This is a genomic window from Ochrobactrum vermis (genome assembly GCF_002975205.1).
GTDB classification, from domain to species: Bacteria; Pseudomonadota; Alphaproteobacteria; order Rhizobiales; family Rhizobiaceae; genus Brucella; species Brucella vermis.
Genome location: NZ_PCOC01000002.1, coordinates 893,405 through 908,491, shown reverse-complemented (window position 1 = coordinate 908,491; position 15,087 = coordinate 893,405). Strand labels below are relative to the sequence as shown.

The window sequence follows — 15,087 nt, the reverse complement described above, 5'->3', positions numbered from 1 at the left end:
GGTCAGTTACCTCCGAGAATATCTTCGATGAAAGGACGGCAGCCCGCAGTCAACCCGGCATCAACGGGCAGGATCGCGCCGGTAATCCCCGATGCACGGTCAGAAGCCAGAAACGCTACTGTTTCCGCCACCTCACGGGTGTCAACGATGCGTCCCAGCGGATAGAAGCGCTGCAGACGGTCCAACACGCTCGCATCCTGCGCGATACGATGGTCCCACGCAGGCGTTCGGATCGAGCCCGGACAGACGACATTGGCGCGCACGCCCTTCCTTCCCAACTCAACCGCAATACCGCGCGCAAAGGCATTGATCCCGGCCTTGGCAGCCGCATAAGCCGGATTCCCGAAATGCAAGAGCCCATTGACCGAAGAAATGAAGACGAAAACACCACTGCCTCGCGCTGCCATGGACTGCGCCATCACGTTGGAAAATCCGGCAACCGCAGTGAGATTGAGGTCGATCTCAACCTCGATCTTGCCCTGATCCAGCCCATCGAAAGTCTCGGCGCGGGTCCAACCCGCATTATTGATGACGATATCGGGCAGTCCGGATTCCGCTATGATCCGTTTTGCAGCCAGTTCAAGTCCATCGCGATCGAGCAGATCGAACGCGTAGCGGGCATGAAGAGTATCACCCGTCATCGTTTCCAATGCCGCATCGCAACCGATCACACGGGCACCGCGTTCGGAAAACAGCTTGGCGAGCGCGCATCCCACACCACCGCCCGCTCCGGTGACCAGCACCGACTTTCCGGCAAATTCACCTGCTTGCTCCACGCTATTCCCCTTTTATGCGGCAGCTTTCTGCACCTGTTTATTCCCACCAGCGTAAAAGTCAAAATGTAAGTTTGCAACAAAACTTTTTACTTGAAAGTGCCAATTAAGCCGATAATGTAAGAAAATAACAAAATAGATTGTCATCGCACCAAGCGGGGCTAAACAAGGGAACGGGAAGATGTCTATCAACAAATGGAAGGCTGGCCTTCTGGCCGGATTAAGCATTCTGGCGCTGTCGTCGGTTGCGAATGCTGGCGAAGTGCGCATGACAGTCGCGGAGTACAGCTCCAAGACCGGCCCTTATTTTGAGGAGGTCAAGAAGGCGTTTGAAGCCGCCAATCCCGGCATCACGCTCAATTTCGAAGTGGTTCCGTGGGATGTGCTTCTGCAGAAACTGACGACCGATATTTCCGCAGGCACCAATGCGGACCTTTCGATCATCGGCACGCGCTGGCTGATCGATTTCGTGCAGCAGGGCATCGCCGAACCACTCGACGGCTATATGGACGACGCATTCAAGGGCCGCTTCATCGAGACCTTCCTGTCGCCATCCGTTCTTGAAGGCAAGACCTACGGCCTGCCAATCGCGGCATCCGCCCGCGCTATGTATTACAACAAGGACCTTCTGGCGAAAGCTGGTGTAGAAAATCCGCCGGCAAACTGGGATGAACTGAAAGCCGCCGCCACCAAGATCAAGGCACTCGGCGGAGAGAATTACGGTTTCGGCCTGCAGGGCAAGGAAATCGAGACCGACGTTTATTATTATTACGGCATGTGGTCCTATGGGACAGAAATCCTCAACAAGGATGGCACATCGGGCCTAAGCACACCCGGTGCACTTGAGGCGGCCAATCTATACAAGTCGCTGATCGACGATGGGCTGACCCAGCCTGGCGTCACCTCCTATGCCCGCGAAGACGTTCAGAACCTGTTCAAGCAGGGCAAGGTCGGCATGATGATTACCGCGCCTTTCCTTTCCAACCAGATCAAGGAAGAAGCGCCTAACCTCAAATATGGCGTCGCAGCCATTCCTGCAGGACCGACAGGCGCACGTGGCACGTATGGCGTGACCGATTCCGTCATCATGTTCCAGAATTCCAAAAACAAGGAGGAAGCCTGGAAGGTGCTCGACTTCCTGTTCCAGACCGAATGGCGCGCCAAGTTCACGCAGGGCGAAGGCTTCCTCCCGGTCAACAAGGAAGAGGCGAAGATGGATTATTACGTCAATAATGCTGACCTTGCCGCCTTTACCGCACTTCTGCCGGATGCCCGCTTTGCACCGATCATTCCGGGCTGGGAAGAAATTGCCGACATCACGTCCAACGCCATGCAGAGCATTTATCTCGGCAAGGGTGAACCTGATGCCGTACTGAAGGAAGCTGCAGCCAAGGCGGATGCGATCCTGAAGAAGTAACACTCCCCGCCTGCCCGGCGGTGCCCTCGCGCTGCCGGGCTCTTTTCTTTTCCGGGATATTGATTGCCGATGCAAAGCCGCACCTTGCCCTATCTCCTGATCCTGCCGAGCCTGCTTCTGGCTGCGGTGGTGATCTTCTGGCCCGTGGTGCATCTCGTTGAAATTGCCAACCACGATGTCAACCGCTTCGGGCAACTACGCGATTTCAATGACGGCGCTAACTTTACCGCGCTTTTCGCAACACCTGACTTCCTCAATGCACTCTGGCGAACCGCAGTCTGGACCGTCGCAGTGGTTGGCGGCGCACTGATTGTTTCCATTCCGGTGGCCGTCATTCTTAACATGGATTTTTACGGTCGCTCGGTAGCGCGCGTTATCGTCATGTTGCCTTGGGCGGTCTCGCTCACCATGACAGCCATCGTCTGGCGCTGGGCGCTCAACGGCGAAAGCGGCATGCTCAATTCCGCACTGCGAAATCTCGGCATCATCGACAGCAACATTCAATGGCTGGCGAGTGCGACCACCGCCTTTCCGATGCAGATACTGGTCGGCATTCTCGTCACCGTGCCATTCACAACCACGATCTTTCTCGGCGGACTGTCATCCATCCCGGAGGATCTCTACGAAGCCTCGTCTCTCGAAGGCGCCAGCCTGTGGCAGCAGTTTCGCGAAATCACCTTTCCGCTGCTGAAGCCCTTCGTGAACATCGCCATCGTGCTCAATACGATCTATGTCTTCAATTCATTCCCGATCATCTGGGTCATGACACAGGGCGGACCGGCCAACTCCACCGATATCCTGGTGACGCATCTCTATAAACTCGCCTTCCGGCTCGGAAAGCTGGGCGAAGCCTCCGCAGTATCGCTCATCATGCTGGCGATCCTCCTCGTATTCACGGCGATCTATATCCGCCTTTCCATGCAGGGAGAACGCACATGACAGGCTCAAAGCTGAAACGCACGATCATTGCCTGGGCCATTCTGTCGCCGCTTATCGTGCTGACACTGTTTCCCTTTGCTGTGATGTTTCTCACCGCCGTCAAACCGCCGCAGGAAGTCTTGTCGCCAAGCTGGTGGCCGAGCAGCTTCCGCTGGCAGAACTTTTCGGAAATGTGGGTTCAGACCAAGTTCGGACGAGCGCTTTTGAACTCGCTTTACGTTTCGGTCATCGCTTCCGTCGGCGCCATCATCGTCTCCATTCCTGCAGCCTATGCCATGTCGCGCTTCCGCTTTGCTGGTCATGGCGCATTCCGGCAATTCCTGCTCATTTCGCAGATGATCTCGCCCATCGTTTTGGTGCTAGGCCTTTTCCGGCTGCTTGCAGCCTATGGGCTGATCGAAAGCGTCTCTGCGGTCGGTGCCGTCTATATGGCCTTCAACATCGCCTTCACCGTGTGGATGCTGCAAAGCTATTTCGACACCATACCGCGTGATCTGGAAGAAGCGTCGTGGATGGAGGGGGCAGGCCGAGGCAAGACATTGATAAAAGTGTTTCTGCCGCTCTGCCTGCCTGCCATCGCCGTCACGGCAATCTTCACTTTCATCAATGCATGGAACGAATTCGTCGTGGCGCTGACCATGCTGCGCAGGCAGGAGAGCTACACCCTGCCCATTCAGGTCTTTTCGCTGGTAGCCGGGCGCTACACTGTCGAATGGCATTATGTCATGGCGGCAACCCTCCTTGCCACACTACCAGTCGCCATCCTTTTCATCTGGCTCCAGCGCTATCTCATCAAGGGACTCGCCCTTGGAGCAGTCAAATAACCGGAGAAAATCATGTCTAGAAAACAGGTCTTCGGCGCATCGCATGTGCCTCTTTCGCCAGCCGTTCGCGCAGGCGACACCGTCTATATTTCGGGCCAGGTGCCCGTGGGACCAAACGGCCAGATCGTCGAAGGCGGCATAGAGGCCCAGACCAAACAGGTGCTCGAAAACGTCAAGGCTGCACTCGCGCTTGCAGGCGCTACGATGGAAGACGTTGTCAAGACCACTATCTGGTTGGAGGATGCCCGGGATTTCGGGCGAATGAATGCCGTTTACGGCACCTATTTCCCGAAAGAACCTCCAGCGCGTACTACGGTCGAATCCCGCCTGATGATCGACATCAAGATTGAAGTCGAAGCCATCGCCTACGCGCCGCAGAAATAAGCACGCCACGCCCCCGTACAGAGTATTTCCATGCGCATTTTCACCGCGTCGCTTGCGACAGAAACCAACACGTTCTCCCCGGTTCCGACCGACAGGGCCTCATTCGAAATGGCCTTCTATGCTGCGCCGGGAAAACACCCTGAAACGCCAACGCTTTGCTCTTCACCTATCGTTGCATTGCGCAAACGTGCGGCGACAGAAGGACTGACCGTCATCGAAGGCACTGCCACATGGGCGGAACCCGGCGGATTGTTGCAGCGGCAGACTTTCGAAGAATTGCGCGATGAAATTCTCGACCAGCTCAAGGCGGCGATGCCCGTCGATGCAGTTGTTCTCGGCCTCCATGGCGCTATGGTCGCCCAAGGTTATGATGACTGCGAGGGCGACCTCCTGGAACGTGTGCGCGCCATTGTCGGGCCAGATATTCTGGTTGCCAGTGAATTCGATCCGCATAGCCACCTGACCCCGAAGCGGGTCGAAAACCTCAATATTTACGCTGCGTTCCTCGAATTTCCTCATACGGATTTTTATGAGCGCGGCGAGCATGTGGTCGATCTTGCGCTGGATGCCCTGAAAGGCCGCATCAAGCCGGTCATATCCACCTTCGACTGCCATATGATCAGTGTGTTCCCAACCAGCAAGGAGCCGATGCGCTCCTTCATCGACCGCATCAAGGCGATGCACGGCAAGGATGGCATTCTGTCAATTTCCGTCATTCACGGCTTTATGGCTGCCGATGTGCCGGAAATGGGAACCCGCATTCTCGTCGTCACTGACAATGATCCGGCCAAAGGCGTAGCGCTTGCAGAAAAACTCGGGCGTGAACTGATCGCCATGCGCGAACAGACATTGATGACCATGTTCGACACCGATCAGGGTATAGACAGGGCACTGGCGGCCCATGCGGCCAATCCTGCAAAGCCTGCCGTGATCGCCGACGTATGGGACAATCCCGGCGGCGGGGTTGCGGGCGACGGCACCTATGTGCTTCGCCGCCTGATCGAACGCCGTATCGACAATATCGGCATTGCCACGATCTGGGATCCTATCGCCGTTACATTCTGCCATGCGGCAGGCGAAGGCGCTGTGATCGATCTGCGTTTCGGCGGCAAATCCGGTCCGCTTGGCGGCGAACCCATCGATGCGCGTGTGACGGTCATGAAGACCCTTGCCGAAGGCTGGCAGAGTTTTGGCCCAAGCCGCGTGACGCTTGGAGCCTCGGCGGTCGTGCGCATTGAAGGCACCGAGATCGACATCATTCTCAACACCAACCGGACGCAGACTTTCGAGCCGGATATCTTTTCGAATATCGGCATCGACCCTATGAAGAAGAATGTTTTGGTGGTCAAATCCACCAACCATTTCCATGCGGGATTCGTGCCGATTGCGGCCGAGATTATCTATGTTGCCGCACCCAGCTCCTATCCGAGCAATCCGCGCACGACCAATTACCGCAAGCTCAGCCGTGCCATCTGGCCGCGCGTTGAAAATCCATGGTGAGCAAATGAAAAAGCGCGGGAACTTCCCGCGCTTCAGACTGCTGACAAACCCCTGGCTCTGACCAGGGGTTTGTGATTCACTGGGTCATGTTGAAGAAACCTGCTCCCGAACAGACGGCTCTCGAGATAGTAACGCTCGACAGCCTGGTGCCCAAGGATCATCTGCTTCGCAAGATCGATGCGGTGATAGACTTCTCCTTTATCCATGATCGGGTTGCGGGGCTTTATTGCGCCGACAACGGTCGTCCGCCGCTCGACCCGACCTTGATGTTCAAGGCGCTGTTCATCGGCTACCTGTTCGGCATCCGCTCGGAACGTCAGCTGGTGCGCGAGATCGAGGTCAATGTCGCCTATCGCTGGTTTCTGAGGATGAAGTTGACCGATGGCGTGTTCGATGCCTCGACGCTTTCCCAGAACCGCCGCCGGCGCTTCAACGACACTTCGGTCGCCCAGGACATTTTTGACCATATCGTCGAGCAGGCTATAGATCACGGTCTGGTCGACGGTACGGTTCTCTATACCGACGCGACGCATCTGAAAGCCAATGCCAACAAGGGCAAATACGATCTCGAGATGGTGGCCAAGTCGCGCTCCGACTACTGGGCCGATCTCGACCGGGCGATCGAGGCCGAGCGGGTGTTGCACGGCCAGAAGCCATTGAAGGAAAAGGAGCGCGAAGCCGAGGTCAAGCAGACCAAGGTCAGCCGAACCGATCCCGACAGCGGCTACATGGTGCGCGACGGCAAGCCGAAGGGCTTCTTCTATCTGGATCACCGCACGGTGGATGGCCGACTTGCGATCATCACTGACACCCATGCGACGCCGGCCAACGTGCATGACAGTATCGTCTATCTCGACCGGCTGGACCGCCAGCGTGAGCGGTTCGGCTTCGACGTCGGTGCTGTCGGGCTGGATGCCGGCTATGCGACGGCCGGCATCGCCAAAGGCCTGGAGAACAGGGACATTCTCGGTGTTACCGGCTACCGCAATCCGACCCCACCCAGAGCCGGCATGATACGTAAGTCGAAGTTCGTCCATGACACCGAACAGGACGGCTATCGTTGCCCGCAAGGCCAGCTTCTCACCTACGCCACCACCGACCGCAACGGCTACAGGCACTATACATCCGACCCCGCCATCTGTGGCGGCTGCCCGCTTCTGGCGTCGTGCACATCCAACAGCAAGGCGGTGCGCACCATCACCCGTCATGTCTGGGCTGATGCCCGCCAGCGCACCGATAGCCATCGCCTCACCACCTGGGGCAAAGCGATCTACAAGCGCCGCAAGGAGACCGTCGAACGTTCCTTCGCCGATGCCAAGCAACTGCATGGCCACCGCTATGCCCGCTTCCGAAGTCTCGTGCGCGTCCAATGCCAGTGCCTGCTGGCCGCAACCGCCCAGAACATCAAGAAGATCGCAATCGCCCTCACCAACGCCAGCCAGCCAAGCCCCACATGAGAAAAGGGGAATCTCAACGGCCTGGTTAAAACAGCCGATCCATCTCGCAGATCAACACAAAATAAACCCAGCCAAAAAAATGACGAGGTTTGTCAGCGGTCTGAAGCGCGGGAACTTCCCGCGCTTTTCTCTTTGATCAACCTGTTAAAGCGCCGATCTGATTGAATCAGATCGGCGCCGAAAACCGTCTCACACTTTTCGGGATGCGCTCTAGGTCTAATGCGCCAGGTAGGTTGAGATAATCGGCACGTAAGTGACCAGCGCCAGAAGAATGAACAGCGCCATATACATACTGAAAGCCTGACGTGTGAAGTCTGACACTCGCACCTTGGCGATGTTACAGACCATCAGCATAACGGTGCCAACTGGTGGCGTCAGAGTACCAATCGACAGGTTGATAATCACGACGATACCGAAATGCACAGGATCGATGCCCAAAGCCTTTACCGTTGGCATCAGGAGCGGCACCAGAACGATCATCAGGGCTGTGCCCTCGATCAGAGCGCCAAGGATCAACAGGATCACGTTGACTGCCAGAAGGAATGCATAAGGGTTGCTGGTGAACGTCGAGATCAGCTGCATCAGCGACTGCCCGGCCTGTTCAAGCGAGAACACCCAAGCAAGCGCAGACGATGCCATGATAACCAACATGACTGACGCGGTCGATTTCGCCGTTTCGATCAGCGAATCCACCACATGCGATACGCGCATTTCGCGGTAGATCACGAAACCGATGATCAGAACCAGCGTCACTGCAACGGCACCGGCTTCCGTCGGCGTGAAGATGTTCATGCGGATGCCACCGATGATCGCAAACAGCAGCAGAACCGCAGGCCACGCTGAGGCAAGCGTCGAGGCAACCTCGGCACCGCTCATCCGCTTTTCGCGGCTCGGCTTATAGCCGCGCTTTACCGATGTCACATAGGCGGCGATCATCAGGATAACGGCCCCTAGAATGCCCGGAACGACACCGGCCATGAACATCTTGCCGATGGAAACATCCGCAATCAAACCGTAGATGATCAGCGCGATACCTGGAGGAATGATCGGGGTGATCAGCGAACCTGCAGCGGTTACGGCACAGGAAAACGCCTTGTCATAGCCCCGCTTGACCATTTCCGGCACCATCATGCGGGTCAACATGGCGCTATCGGCCAGATTGGAAGCGCTGACGCCGCCCATCAGGGTTGAAACCATGATGTTCGTGAGCGCCATACCACCGCGCATACGGCCGACCAGAATATCCGCAACCTTGATCAGACGCTCTGCAATGCCGGTATGCGACATCACCGTGCCAAGCATGATGAAGAACGGAATGGCGAGCAGCGATGTATTCTGTGCCGGGCTGATAAAGCGCTGCACGGCAATCGCTATCGGCATCTGGTTGAAGAACGTGAAATAGGCGAAGACCGCAATCAGAATGGCCACATAAAGGCGCATGTTGAGCGCAATCAGCGCCAGCATCAAAAGAACGATAGTCGTCAGGTTCATGCCTTGCCTCCCGCAAAAGCGGCGCGCAAGGATTTGAATGCGCCTGCGAACATATAAAGAGCAATAATCACGAAGCCGACAGGCACGGCGATATCGATCCAGTAATAGGAAACCCGCAGCACATCAGTCACTTTGAACTGAGCCGCAATCGCAAGCTTGTAACCGGCATAGGAAACGTACAGCAGGAACAGTCCTGACAGGATGGCGACAATCGCATTGACGACATCGCGAACCTTTTCCGAAAGCAGATCCACAAGCATCGGGATGGCAAGATGCTGATTGCTGCGTTCTGCGGCGACGCTGCCGAGCATCACGATCCAGATCATCAACAGACCGGCCATTTCCTCGGTCCATTGTAACGGCTGATGCATCCAGTAGCGCATGACAACGGCGACGTTGAACATCGCAAGCAGGATCAATAGCGGGGCAGCAGCCAGCCATTCGATCAGTTTTTCAAAGTATTTCATCGGATTGAATTCCATGAACGAGCCATGCCGCGGCAAAACCGCGACATGGCAATATCCGAATAAGGATGGATCAGTTCAGCTCGGCCTTGATCTTTTCATAAAGACCAGGCGACCATTCTGGAAACTGGGTGTAGACCTTTTCAGCAAGCGCCTTGAAAGGAGCGCGGTCGACATCGATGACCTCGACACCCGCTTCCTTCATCTTTTCGATCATTTCATTGTCTTTTTCGATCGTCAGCTTCTGGCTGTAGAGGCCTGCATCATATGCAGACTCGTGGATCATCTTGAGCTGATCTTCCGGCAGCGTCGAGAAGAAGGCTTCACCGCCGACAATGAGCGCCACATTGGTCAGATAGCCGACCTTGCTCAGATACTTGGCTTCTTCCTGGAACTTCTGGCCGTAAAGAACCGAAATCGGGTTCTCAACGCCGTCGATCACGCCCTGCGCCAGTGCCGGGAAGGTTTCGCCCAGCGGCATCGGGGTCGGGGTCGCGCCCATGGCCTCAAAGGTCTTGATCTGCATGACATTGTTCGGCACGCGGATCTTCATGCCCTTGAGGTCGTCCGGCGTACGGATCGGCTTCTTGGAAATGATCTGACGAATGCCATAGAGATAGTTCGGCATTACGATGTGAATGCCCTTCTTCTTCAGCTCTTCGCTCTTTTCCTTGAACCAGGGACCATCATAAACCTTGAAGAGCTGTGCCGGGTCGTCGGTCAGGAACGGGCCGTAGAGCACACCAAGATCGGGATCGTATTCGGCCAGAAAGCCAACATCGGAAATGGTTACGACGTTGAGGCCCATCATGGCCTGTTCGGTCACATCCTTCTTGGAACCGAGCTGCGAGCTTGGATAGAGTTCGAGCGTGATTTCGCCGTTGCTGCGCTTGGCAAGATCGTCTTTCCAGTAATGCATTACCTCATCGAAAGGCTCGCCGGGGTTGTTTTCATAGGCAACCTTGATCGACACATTGGCAGCATAAGCAGCCATGCTTCCTGCCAGCAACATGCTGGCGGCGATCATGCCGGTAACGAGTTTCTTCATCGGTATCCTCCCGTATGGGGTCATTAACAATTGGCCTTGTGGCCGGTTTCCTCCGCAGGTTTTCCACGCCGTTCCTTCCCGGGCGTGGAAGCCCGCTTCGATTTCAGTCGTGCTCGATGATGATTTTCAAAACGTTGCGGTCGCCATCCCAGTAGGGAAGCGCCGCTTCAGCTTCATCGAACGGAAATACCTTCGAGATCAGCTTGTCGGCATCCGCCCCAAGCTTTTCCAGATGCGCGATGACGGCCTCGAAATCCGCGAGCGTCGCATTGCGCGATCCCATGATGTCGAGTTCCTTCAGGTTGAAGAACTGCGTCTGATAGGTGACCGGCGCCTTGGAATAACCGACATAAACCACCCGGCCCGCAAAACCTGCCAGATCGACAGCCTGCGTGAAGGTGATCGGCAGGCCGACCGCTTCAAAAGCCACATCCACACCATCGTCGTTGGTCAGTTCCTGAACCTTCGCGACAACATCCTCACCGCCCGGCAGAGCATGCGATGCACCGAATTGCAATGCCAGTTCGCGCTTTTCGGCACTCGGATCAATGGCGATGACCTTGGCGCCGCGTGCAAGCGCGCCGATGAGAACGCCCATGCCGATCATACCGCAACCCAGTACAGCGACCGTATCGCCTGCCTGAACACGCCCGCGCTCGACGGCATGGAACCCAACCGAAAGCGGCTCGACCAGCGCCAGATGACGAGGCGCCAGCGTATCATTGAGGATCAGCTTTTCAGCAGGCAGCACAATCTGGTCCGCCAGACCGCCATTTTGCTGCACACCGAGCGTCTTGTTATAACGGCACGCATTGAGCCGACCTTTGCGGCAGGACGAGCACTCGCCGCAATTCGTATAGGGCAGCACGATAACCCGCTTACCCTTGGTGTAGGCGGCGCTGACGCCCTCTCCAGCTTCCATGATCTCACCGCCGATTTCATGCCCCGGAATACGTGGCAGCTGAACCAGCGGATTAAGCCCTTTGAAGGTGTTCAAATCACTGCCGCACAGACCGACATGCCGAACCCGCACACGGACATGACCCGCCAGCAAGGGCGCTTCGTCGATTTCAGCAAAACGTGTGACGTTTTCGCTCTCGATACGCAGAGCTTTGACCATCGAATTATTCCTGTCAGTCATCATTAAACACAAGGGGATCAGGTTACGGCGCCGACCTGCCATGGTACGAATTCGTTGTCGCCATAGTCATAGACTTCACTCAAGGTTTTCTCGCCGGATGCGACCGCGATGATATGTTCGAACATACGTGCGCCGGACTGTTCGATAGTCTCGTCGCCAGTAACGATGCCGCCGCAATTGATGTCCATGTCTTCCTTCATGTGCTCGTACATTTCGGAATTCGTGGCGATCTTGATGCAAGGTGAAGGCTTGAAGCCGGAAACCGAACCGCGGCCCGTGGTGAAGCAGATGACGTTGCAGCCGCCGGCAACCTGTCCGGTCACCGCGACGGGATCGTAACCTGGCGTGTCCATGAATACGAAGCCCGGCTCGGTGACGGTTTCGGCAAATTCATAGACGGCCTTGAGCGGCATGGAACCACCCTTGGCAACCGCGCCGAGCGACTTTTCAAGAATAGTCGTCAGCCCGCCGAGCTTGTTGCCATGCGACGGATTGTTGTTGAGTTCGTCGCCATTGCGCGCTGTGTAGTCACGCCACCAGTCGATGCGCTGCAACAGTTTTTCGGCAACGGCAGGTGTTACTGCACGACGCGTCAAAAGATGCTCAGCGCCGTAGATTTCCGGTGTTTCCGACAGAACGGTCGTACCGCCATTGCGCACGATAAGGTCCGAGGCATAACCCAATGCCGGATTGGCCGAAATGCCGGAATAGCCGTCCGAGCCGCCGCATTCCAGCGCCACTTTCAGCTTCGACAGGGGCTGCTTGGTGCGCACCGCCGAATTGACCAGCGGCAGCATTTCCTTGATCTCGGCAATCGCATGATCGATGGTCTTGCGCGTGCCGCCGTGCTGCTGGATCGTCATGGTGCGCAGGCGCGAGCCTTCTTCCATGCGATAATGTTCCAGGATCGGCGCGATCTGGTTGGTTTCGCAGCCAAGCCCGATCAGCAATATGCCGCCGAAATTCGGATGTTTGGCATAGCCCTGAATGGTGCGCGTCAAAAGGCGATAGCCTTCCGACTTGGTGTTGAGTGCGCAACCGCTGCCATGCGTCAGCGCCACAACGCCATCGACATTGTCGAAGCCGTCAAGACCACCCATGCGGTTGAAATAATCAGCGATGTATCGGGACACAGTAGCCGAACAATTGACCGACGAAATCACGCCGATGAAATTGCGCGTGCCAACACCGCCTGCGCCCCGGTCAAAGCCCATGAAATGGCGGCGTTCTGCCTCAGGCAACATGCCGCGCTCTTCAATATCGATGGAGAATTGATGCTCGTGTTCGGAGGGCAGCATGGCAAGGTTCTGCAGATGCACATGCTCGCCTTGCGCAATATCCTTCGTCGCAATGCCGATCACCTGACCGTATTTCAGGACTTCCTTGCCTTCAGAAATATCGCGAATGGCAACCTTGTGCCCGCGTCCGATCAGTTCGCGGGCCTTGATCCCGTCGAGGCCGATCGGATCGCCCGCGCGAACCGAAATGCGCGCAACCGCAACGTCATCCGATGGATGCAGCAGAATAACCGGCGCAACCGCTGTAGCAACGGATTCATTCATGTGTCTGACCTCACTCCCAAATCGTCCCGGCTATTCAGTCGCGGGGTTCGTTATCCATCCAACGCTGCTTGGATCGATCCAGATGCGTTCGCATGGCTGCCTGCGCCTGAAGCGGATCCCTCGATTCCAGCGCCGCGTAAATGGCTTCGTGCTCGGCCAGTGCCAGAGCCCATGTATCGTTGGTTTCGAAGCGCGTCCTGATATGCGACGTCAGCGGGCTATGCCGCTCGTCGAAAAGATCGCGCACAATGCGCACCAGCACAGAATTACCCGATTGCTCCGCAATGAGCAGGTGGAACTGCCTGTCGAGTTCCATCGCCTTGCGCCCGGCATCGACATTCACCTTCATGGCGTCGATCGTTGCCCGCAATTCGACCAATGTTTCAGGCGTCATACGCGCGCAGGCCGTGACAACCACGCTGCCTTCAACCATTTCACGCGCCTGCATGATTTCAAGCGGGCTCTCGCCGATGGAGCCTCCATGCGAAAGCGAGCGCTTTTCCGACTCTGCAGTGACATAGATGCCGGAGCCCATGCGGATTTCGACGCTACCGGCGATTTCGAGTGCAATCAGCGCCTCGCGCAGCGAAGGACGTGACACACCGAGCTGCTGCGCAAGTTCGCGCTCAGCCGGCAGTCTGCTGCCTGCAGGAAACTGGCCATCCTGAATGAGGCTCCTCACCCGGTCTGCAATTTGCTGATAAAGCCTGCGGGGTTCCGCTGTTGCCGTAAAGTCGCTCATTGTGCTCCCAAATCCGCCTCTCCTCGAATTGGCCTTACCATATTTCCAAGCCGGATGAAGTGCAATACGTACAAAAACCAGATGAATTGCGGCAAATCGCGCATTTCAGCGTGCAGAACCGAACCAATCCTTCGATAAAGATTCCTACTGGCTTGACCAATTTGACTTGCATCGCTTAGTTAAAACCAACGATTTATGGGAGAAAGTCATGCACGAGAAGCCCGCGATACTGCAGTTCGGAACCAGCCGCTTTCTGTTGGCTCATGCCGATTTCTTTGTTTCGGAAGCGCTTTCGAACGGAAAAGCCATCGGAACGATTGCCGTTGTGCAGACGACTTCAAACCCGCAGAGCAGCCAGCGTATTGCGGCTTTGAACGAAAATACCGGCTATCCGGTGAAGATCCGTGGACTCATCGACGGCAAGCCCTCCGAGAAGATCCATCAGGCAAAGGGCGTTACCGCTGCCTTTTCCGCGCATGACGACTGGGCGGCGATTCTCGATCTCGGCACCACCGTCGATGTGATTCTTTCCAACACTGGCGACAAGGGCTACGAGCTCGACATGAGCGATGACAGCTCGCTTCTCGCCAACCCGGATGCCTTGCCAAAGAGCTTTCCGGCCAAGCTTCTGGTGCTCCTGCATCATCGCTGGCAACACAATTCCGATGCACCACTGTCGGTGTTTCCCTGTGAACTAATCTCGCGCAATGGCGACAAGCTGCGCTCAATCCTCATCGATCTGGCCCACAACTGGAAACTGCCCGACAATTTCGTGCAATGGCTCGAAACCCGCTGCGTCTTTGCCAACAGTCTTGTCGATCGCATCGTTTCCGAACCCATAGAGCCAATCGGCGCTATCGCCGAGCCTTATGCGCTATGGGCCATCGAGAAAGCAGATGGCCTGACGCTCCCTTGCGAACACGACGATATCGTCGTCACCGACGATCTTGCACGTTACGAGCACCTGAAGCTCTATCTGCTCAATCTTGGCCATACATTCATCGCGGAGCAATGGCTGATAGGTGGGCGTCCAAAAGACGAAATCGTGCTGGAAGCCATGCAGGACGAGACGATCCGCAATGAACTGGAAGCTGTCTGGCGCGAAGAAGTCCTGCCGGTTTTTGCAGCGGATGGCCTTGGTGAACAGGCGGAAGCCTATGTGGCTTCGGTGCGGGATCGGTTTCTCAACCCATTTCTCAAGCACCGCATCGCAGACATTGCTTCCAACCACGAAGAAAAGAAGCGCCGTCGCTTCGCTCCGGTCATCGCCCGTGCGGAGGAACTCGGCCTCAATCTCGAGCAGCGCCGCCTGAAAGCGGCTGTCGGTTAGAGCGCCGTGCGTCCT

General features: G+C 56.4%; 14 protein-coding genes. 7 read left to right on the top strand and 7 right to left on the bottom strand.

From position 1 onward, the window contains the following. Positions 1-2 precede the first annotated feature (2 nt). Positions 3-776 (bottom strand): SDR family oxidoreductase, encoded by a 774-nt coding sequence (locus tag CQZ93_RS18560; protein WP_105544061.1) that lies wholly within the window; start codon positions 774-776, stop codon positions 3-5. Positions 777-954: 178 nt separating this feature from the next. Here CQZ93_RS18560 and CQZ93_RS18555 point away from each other — a divergent pair, with 178 nt between their 5' ends. The 6 genes from CQZ93_RS18555 to CQZ93_RS18530 all read left to right on the top strand — a co-directional run bounded on the left by CQZ93_RS18555 (position 955) and on the right by CQZ93_RS18530 (position 7,294). Continuing rightward, positions 955-2,190, top strand: coding sequence for an ABC transporter substrate-binding protein (locus CQZ93_RS18555; RefSeq protein ID WP_105544060.1), 1,236 nt, complete (start codon positions 955-957; stop codon positions 2,188-2,190). Between the two features lie 69 nt (positions 2,191-2,259). Then, a complete protein-coding gene (locus CQZ93_RS18550) occupies positions 2,260-3,129 on the top strand; it encodes a carbohydrate ABC transporter permease (RefSeq protein ID WP_105544059.1) in 870 nt (289 codons plus the stop codon). Next, a complete protein-coding gene (locus tag CQZ93_RS18545; RefSeq protein ID WP_105544058.1) occupies positions 3,126-3,953 on the top strand; it encodes a carbohydrate ABC transporter permease in 828 nt (275 codons plus the stop codon). The genes CQZ93_RS18550 and CQZ93_RS18545 overlap by 4 nt, the downstream gene beginning before the upstream one ends. Before the next feature lie 12 nt (positions 3,954-3,965). Then, on the top strand, positions 3,966-4,337 hold the full coding sequence (locus tag CQZ93_RS18540) for a RidA family protein (protein ID WP_012093249.1): 372 nt from the start codon (positions 3,966-3,968) through the stop codon (positions 4,335-4,337). A gap of 30 nt (positions 4,338-4,367) precedes the next feature. Next, positions 4,368-5,837 carry a M81 family metallopeptidase gene (locus tag CQZ93_RS18535; RefSeq protein ID WP_105544057.1) on the top strand — a complete coding sequence of 490 codons (1,470 nt, stop codon included), beginning with the start codon at positions 4,368-4,370 and terminating at the stop codon, positions 5,835-5,837. 86 nt (positions 5,838-5,923) lie between these two features. Next, positions 5,924-7,294, top strand: coding sequence for an IS1182 family transposase (locus tag CQZ93_RS18530; RefSeq protein WP_105544056.1), 1,371 nt, complete (start codon positions 5,924-5,926; stop codon positions 7,292-7,294). A gap of 216 nt (positions 7,295-7,510) precedes the next feature. Here CQZ93_RS18530 and CQZ93_RS18525 read toward each other — a convergent pair whose 3' ends face one another. From CQZ93_RS18525 to CQZ93_RS18500, 6 genes are all read right to left on the bottom strand, one after another. Beyond that, positions 7,511-8,785 carry a TRAP transporter large permease gene (locus tag CQZ93_RS18525; protein ID WP_105544055.1) on the bottom strand — a complete coding sequence of 425 codons (1,275 nt, stop codon included), beginning with the start codon at positions 8,783-8,785 and terminating at the stop codon, positions 7,511-7,513. After that, positions 8,782-9,252, bottom strand: a complete 471-nt coding sequence (locus CQZ93_RS18520) for a TRAP transporter small permease (RefSeq protein WP_181153427.1) — start codon at positions 9,250-9,252, stop codon at positions 8,782-8,784. Before CQZ93_RS18520 ends, CQZ93_RS18525 begins: the two co-directional genes overlap by 4 nt. Before the next feature lie 70 nt (positions 9,253-9,322). Continuing rightward, on the bottom strand, positions 9,323-10,297 hold the full coding sequence (locus CQZ93_RS18515; RefSeq protein WP_105544053.1) for a C4-dicarboxylate TRAP transporter substrate-binding protein: 975 nt from the start codon (positions 10,295-10,297) through the stop codon (positions 9,323-9,325). 103 nt (positions 10,298-10,400) lie between these two features. Continuing rightward, positions 10,401-11,417, bottom strand: a complete 1,017-nt coding sequence (locus CQZ93_RS18510) for a zinc-binding alcohol dehydrogenase family protein (protein ID WP_105544052.1) — start codon at positions 11,415-11,417, stop codon at positions 10,401-10,403. Positions 11,418-11,455: 38 nt separating this feature from the next. Beyond that, positions 11,456-13,000, bottom strand: coding sequence for a UxaA family hydrolase (locus CQZ93_RS18505; RefSeq protein WP_105544051.1), 1,545 nt, complete (start codon positions 12,998-13,000; stop codon positions 11,456-11,458). Positions 13,001-13,034: 34 nt separating this feature from the next. Next, entirely contained in the window at positions 13,035-13,742 is a 708-nt protein-coding gene (locus CQZ93_RS18500) for a FadR/GntR family transcriptional regulator (RefSeq protein ID WP_105544050.1), read from the bottom strand. A gap of 208 nt (positions 13,743-13,950) precedes the next feature. Here CQZ93_RS18500 and CQZ93_RS18495 point away from each other — a divergent pair, with 208 nt between their 5' ends. Next, positions 13,951-15,072 carry a mannitol dehydrogenase family protein gene (locus CQZ93_RS18495; RefSeq protein ID WP_105544049.1) on the top strand — a complete coding sequence of 374 codons (1,122 nt, stop codon included), beginning with the start codon at positions 13,951-13,953 and terminating at the stop codon, positions 15,070-15,072. The last annotated feature ends 15 nt before the right edge of the window (positions 15,073-15,087 follow it).

Coding starts and splice junctions, on each gene's coding strand:
- CQZ93_RS18500 (WP_105544050.1), bottom strand. CDS start 13,742: ATGAGCGACTTTACGGCAACAGCGGAACCCCGCAGGCTTTATCAGCAA.
- CQZ93_RS18545 (WP_105544058.1), top strand. CDS start 3,126: ATGACAGGCTCAAAGCTGAAACGCACGATCATTGCCTGGGCCATTCTG.
- CQZ93_RS18555 (WP_105544060.1), top strand. CDS start 955: ATGTCTATCAACAAATGGAAGGCTGGCCTTCTGGCCGGATTAAGCATT.
- CQZ93_RS18520 (WP_181153427.1), bottom strand. CDS start 9,252: ATGAAATACTTTGAAAAACTGATCGAATGGCTGGCTGCTGCCCCGCTA.
- CQZ93_RS18540 (WP_012093249.1), top strand. CDS start 3,966: ATGTCTAGAAAACAGGTCTTCGGCGCATCGCATGTGCCTCTTTCGCCA.
- CQZ93_RS18535 (WP_105544057.1), top strand. CDS start 4,368: ATGCGCATTTTCACCGCGTCGCTTGCGACAGAAACCAACACGTTCTCC.
- CQZ93_RS18515 (WP_105544053.1), bottom strand. CDS start 10,297: ATGAAGAAACTCGTTACCGGCATGATCGCCGCCAGCATGTTGCTGGCA.
- CQZ93_RS18505 (WP_105544051.1), bottom strand. CDS start 13,000: ATGAATGAATCCGTTGCTACAGCGGTTGCGCCGGTTATTCTGCTGCAT.
- CQZ93_RS18530 (WP_105544056.1), top strand. CDS start 5,924: ATGTTGAAGAAACCTGCTCCCGAACAGACGGCTCTCGAGATAGTAACG.
- CQZ93_RS18495 (WP_105544049.1), top strand. CDS start 13,951: ATGCACGAGAAGCCCGCGATACTGCAGTTCGGAACCAGCCGCTTTCTG.
- CQZ93_RS18525 (WP_105544055.1), bottom strand. CDS start 8,785: ATGAACCTGACGACTATCGTTCTTTTGATGCTGGCGCTGATTGCGCTC.
- CQZ93_RS18510 (WP_105544052.1), bottom strand. CDS start 11,417: ATGGTCAAAGCTCTGCGTATCGAGAGCGAAAACGTCACACGTTTTGCT.
- CQZ93_RS18550 (WP_105544059.1), top strand. CDS start 2,260: ATGCAAAGCCGCACCTTGCCCTATCTCCTGATCCTGCCGAGCCTGCTT.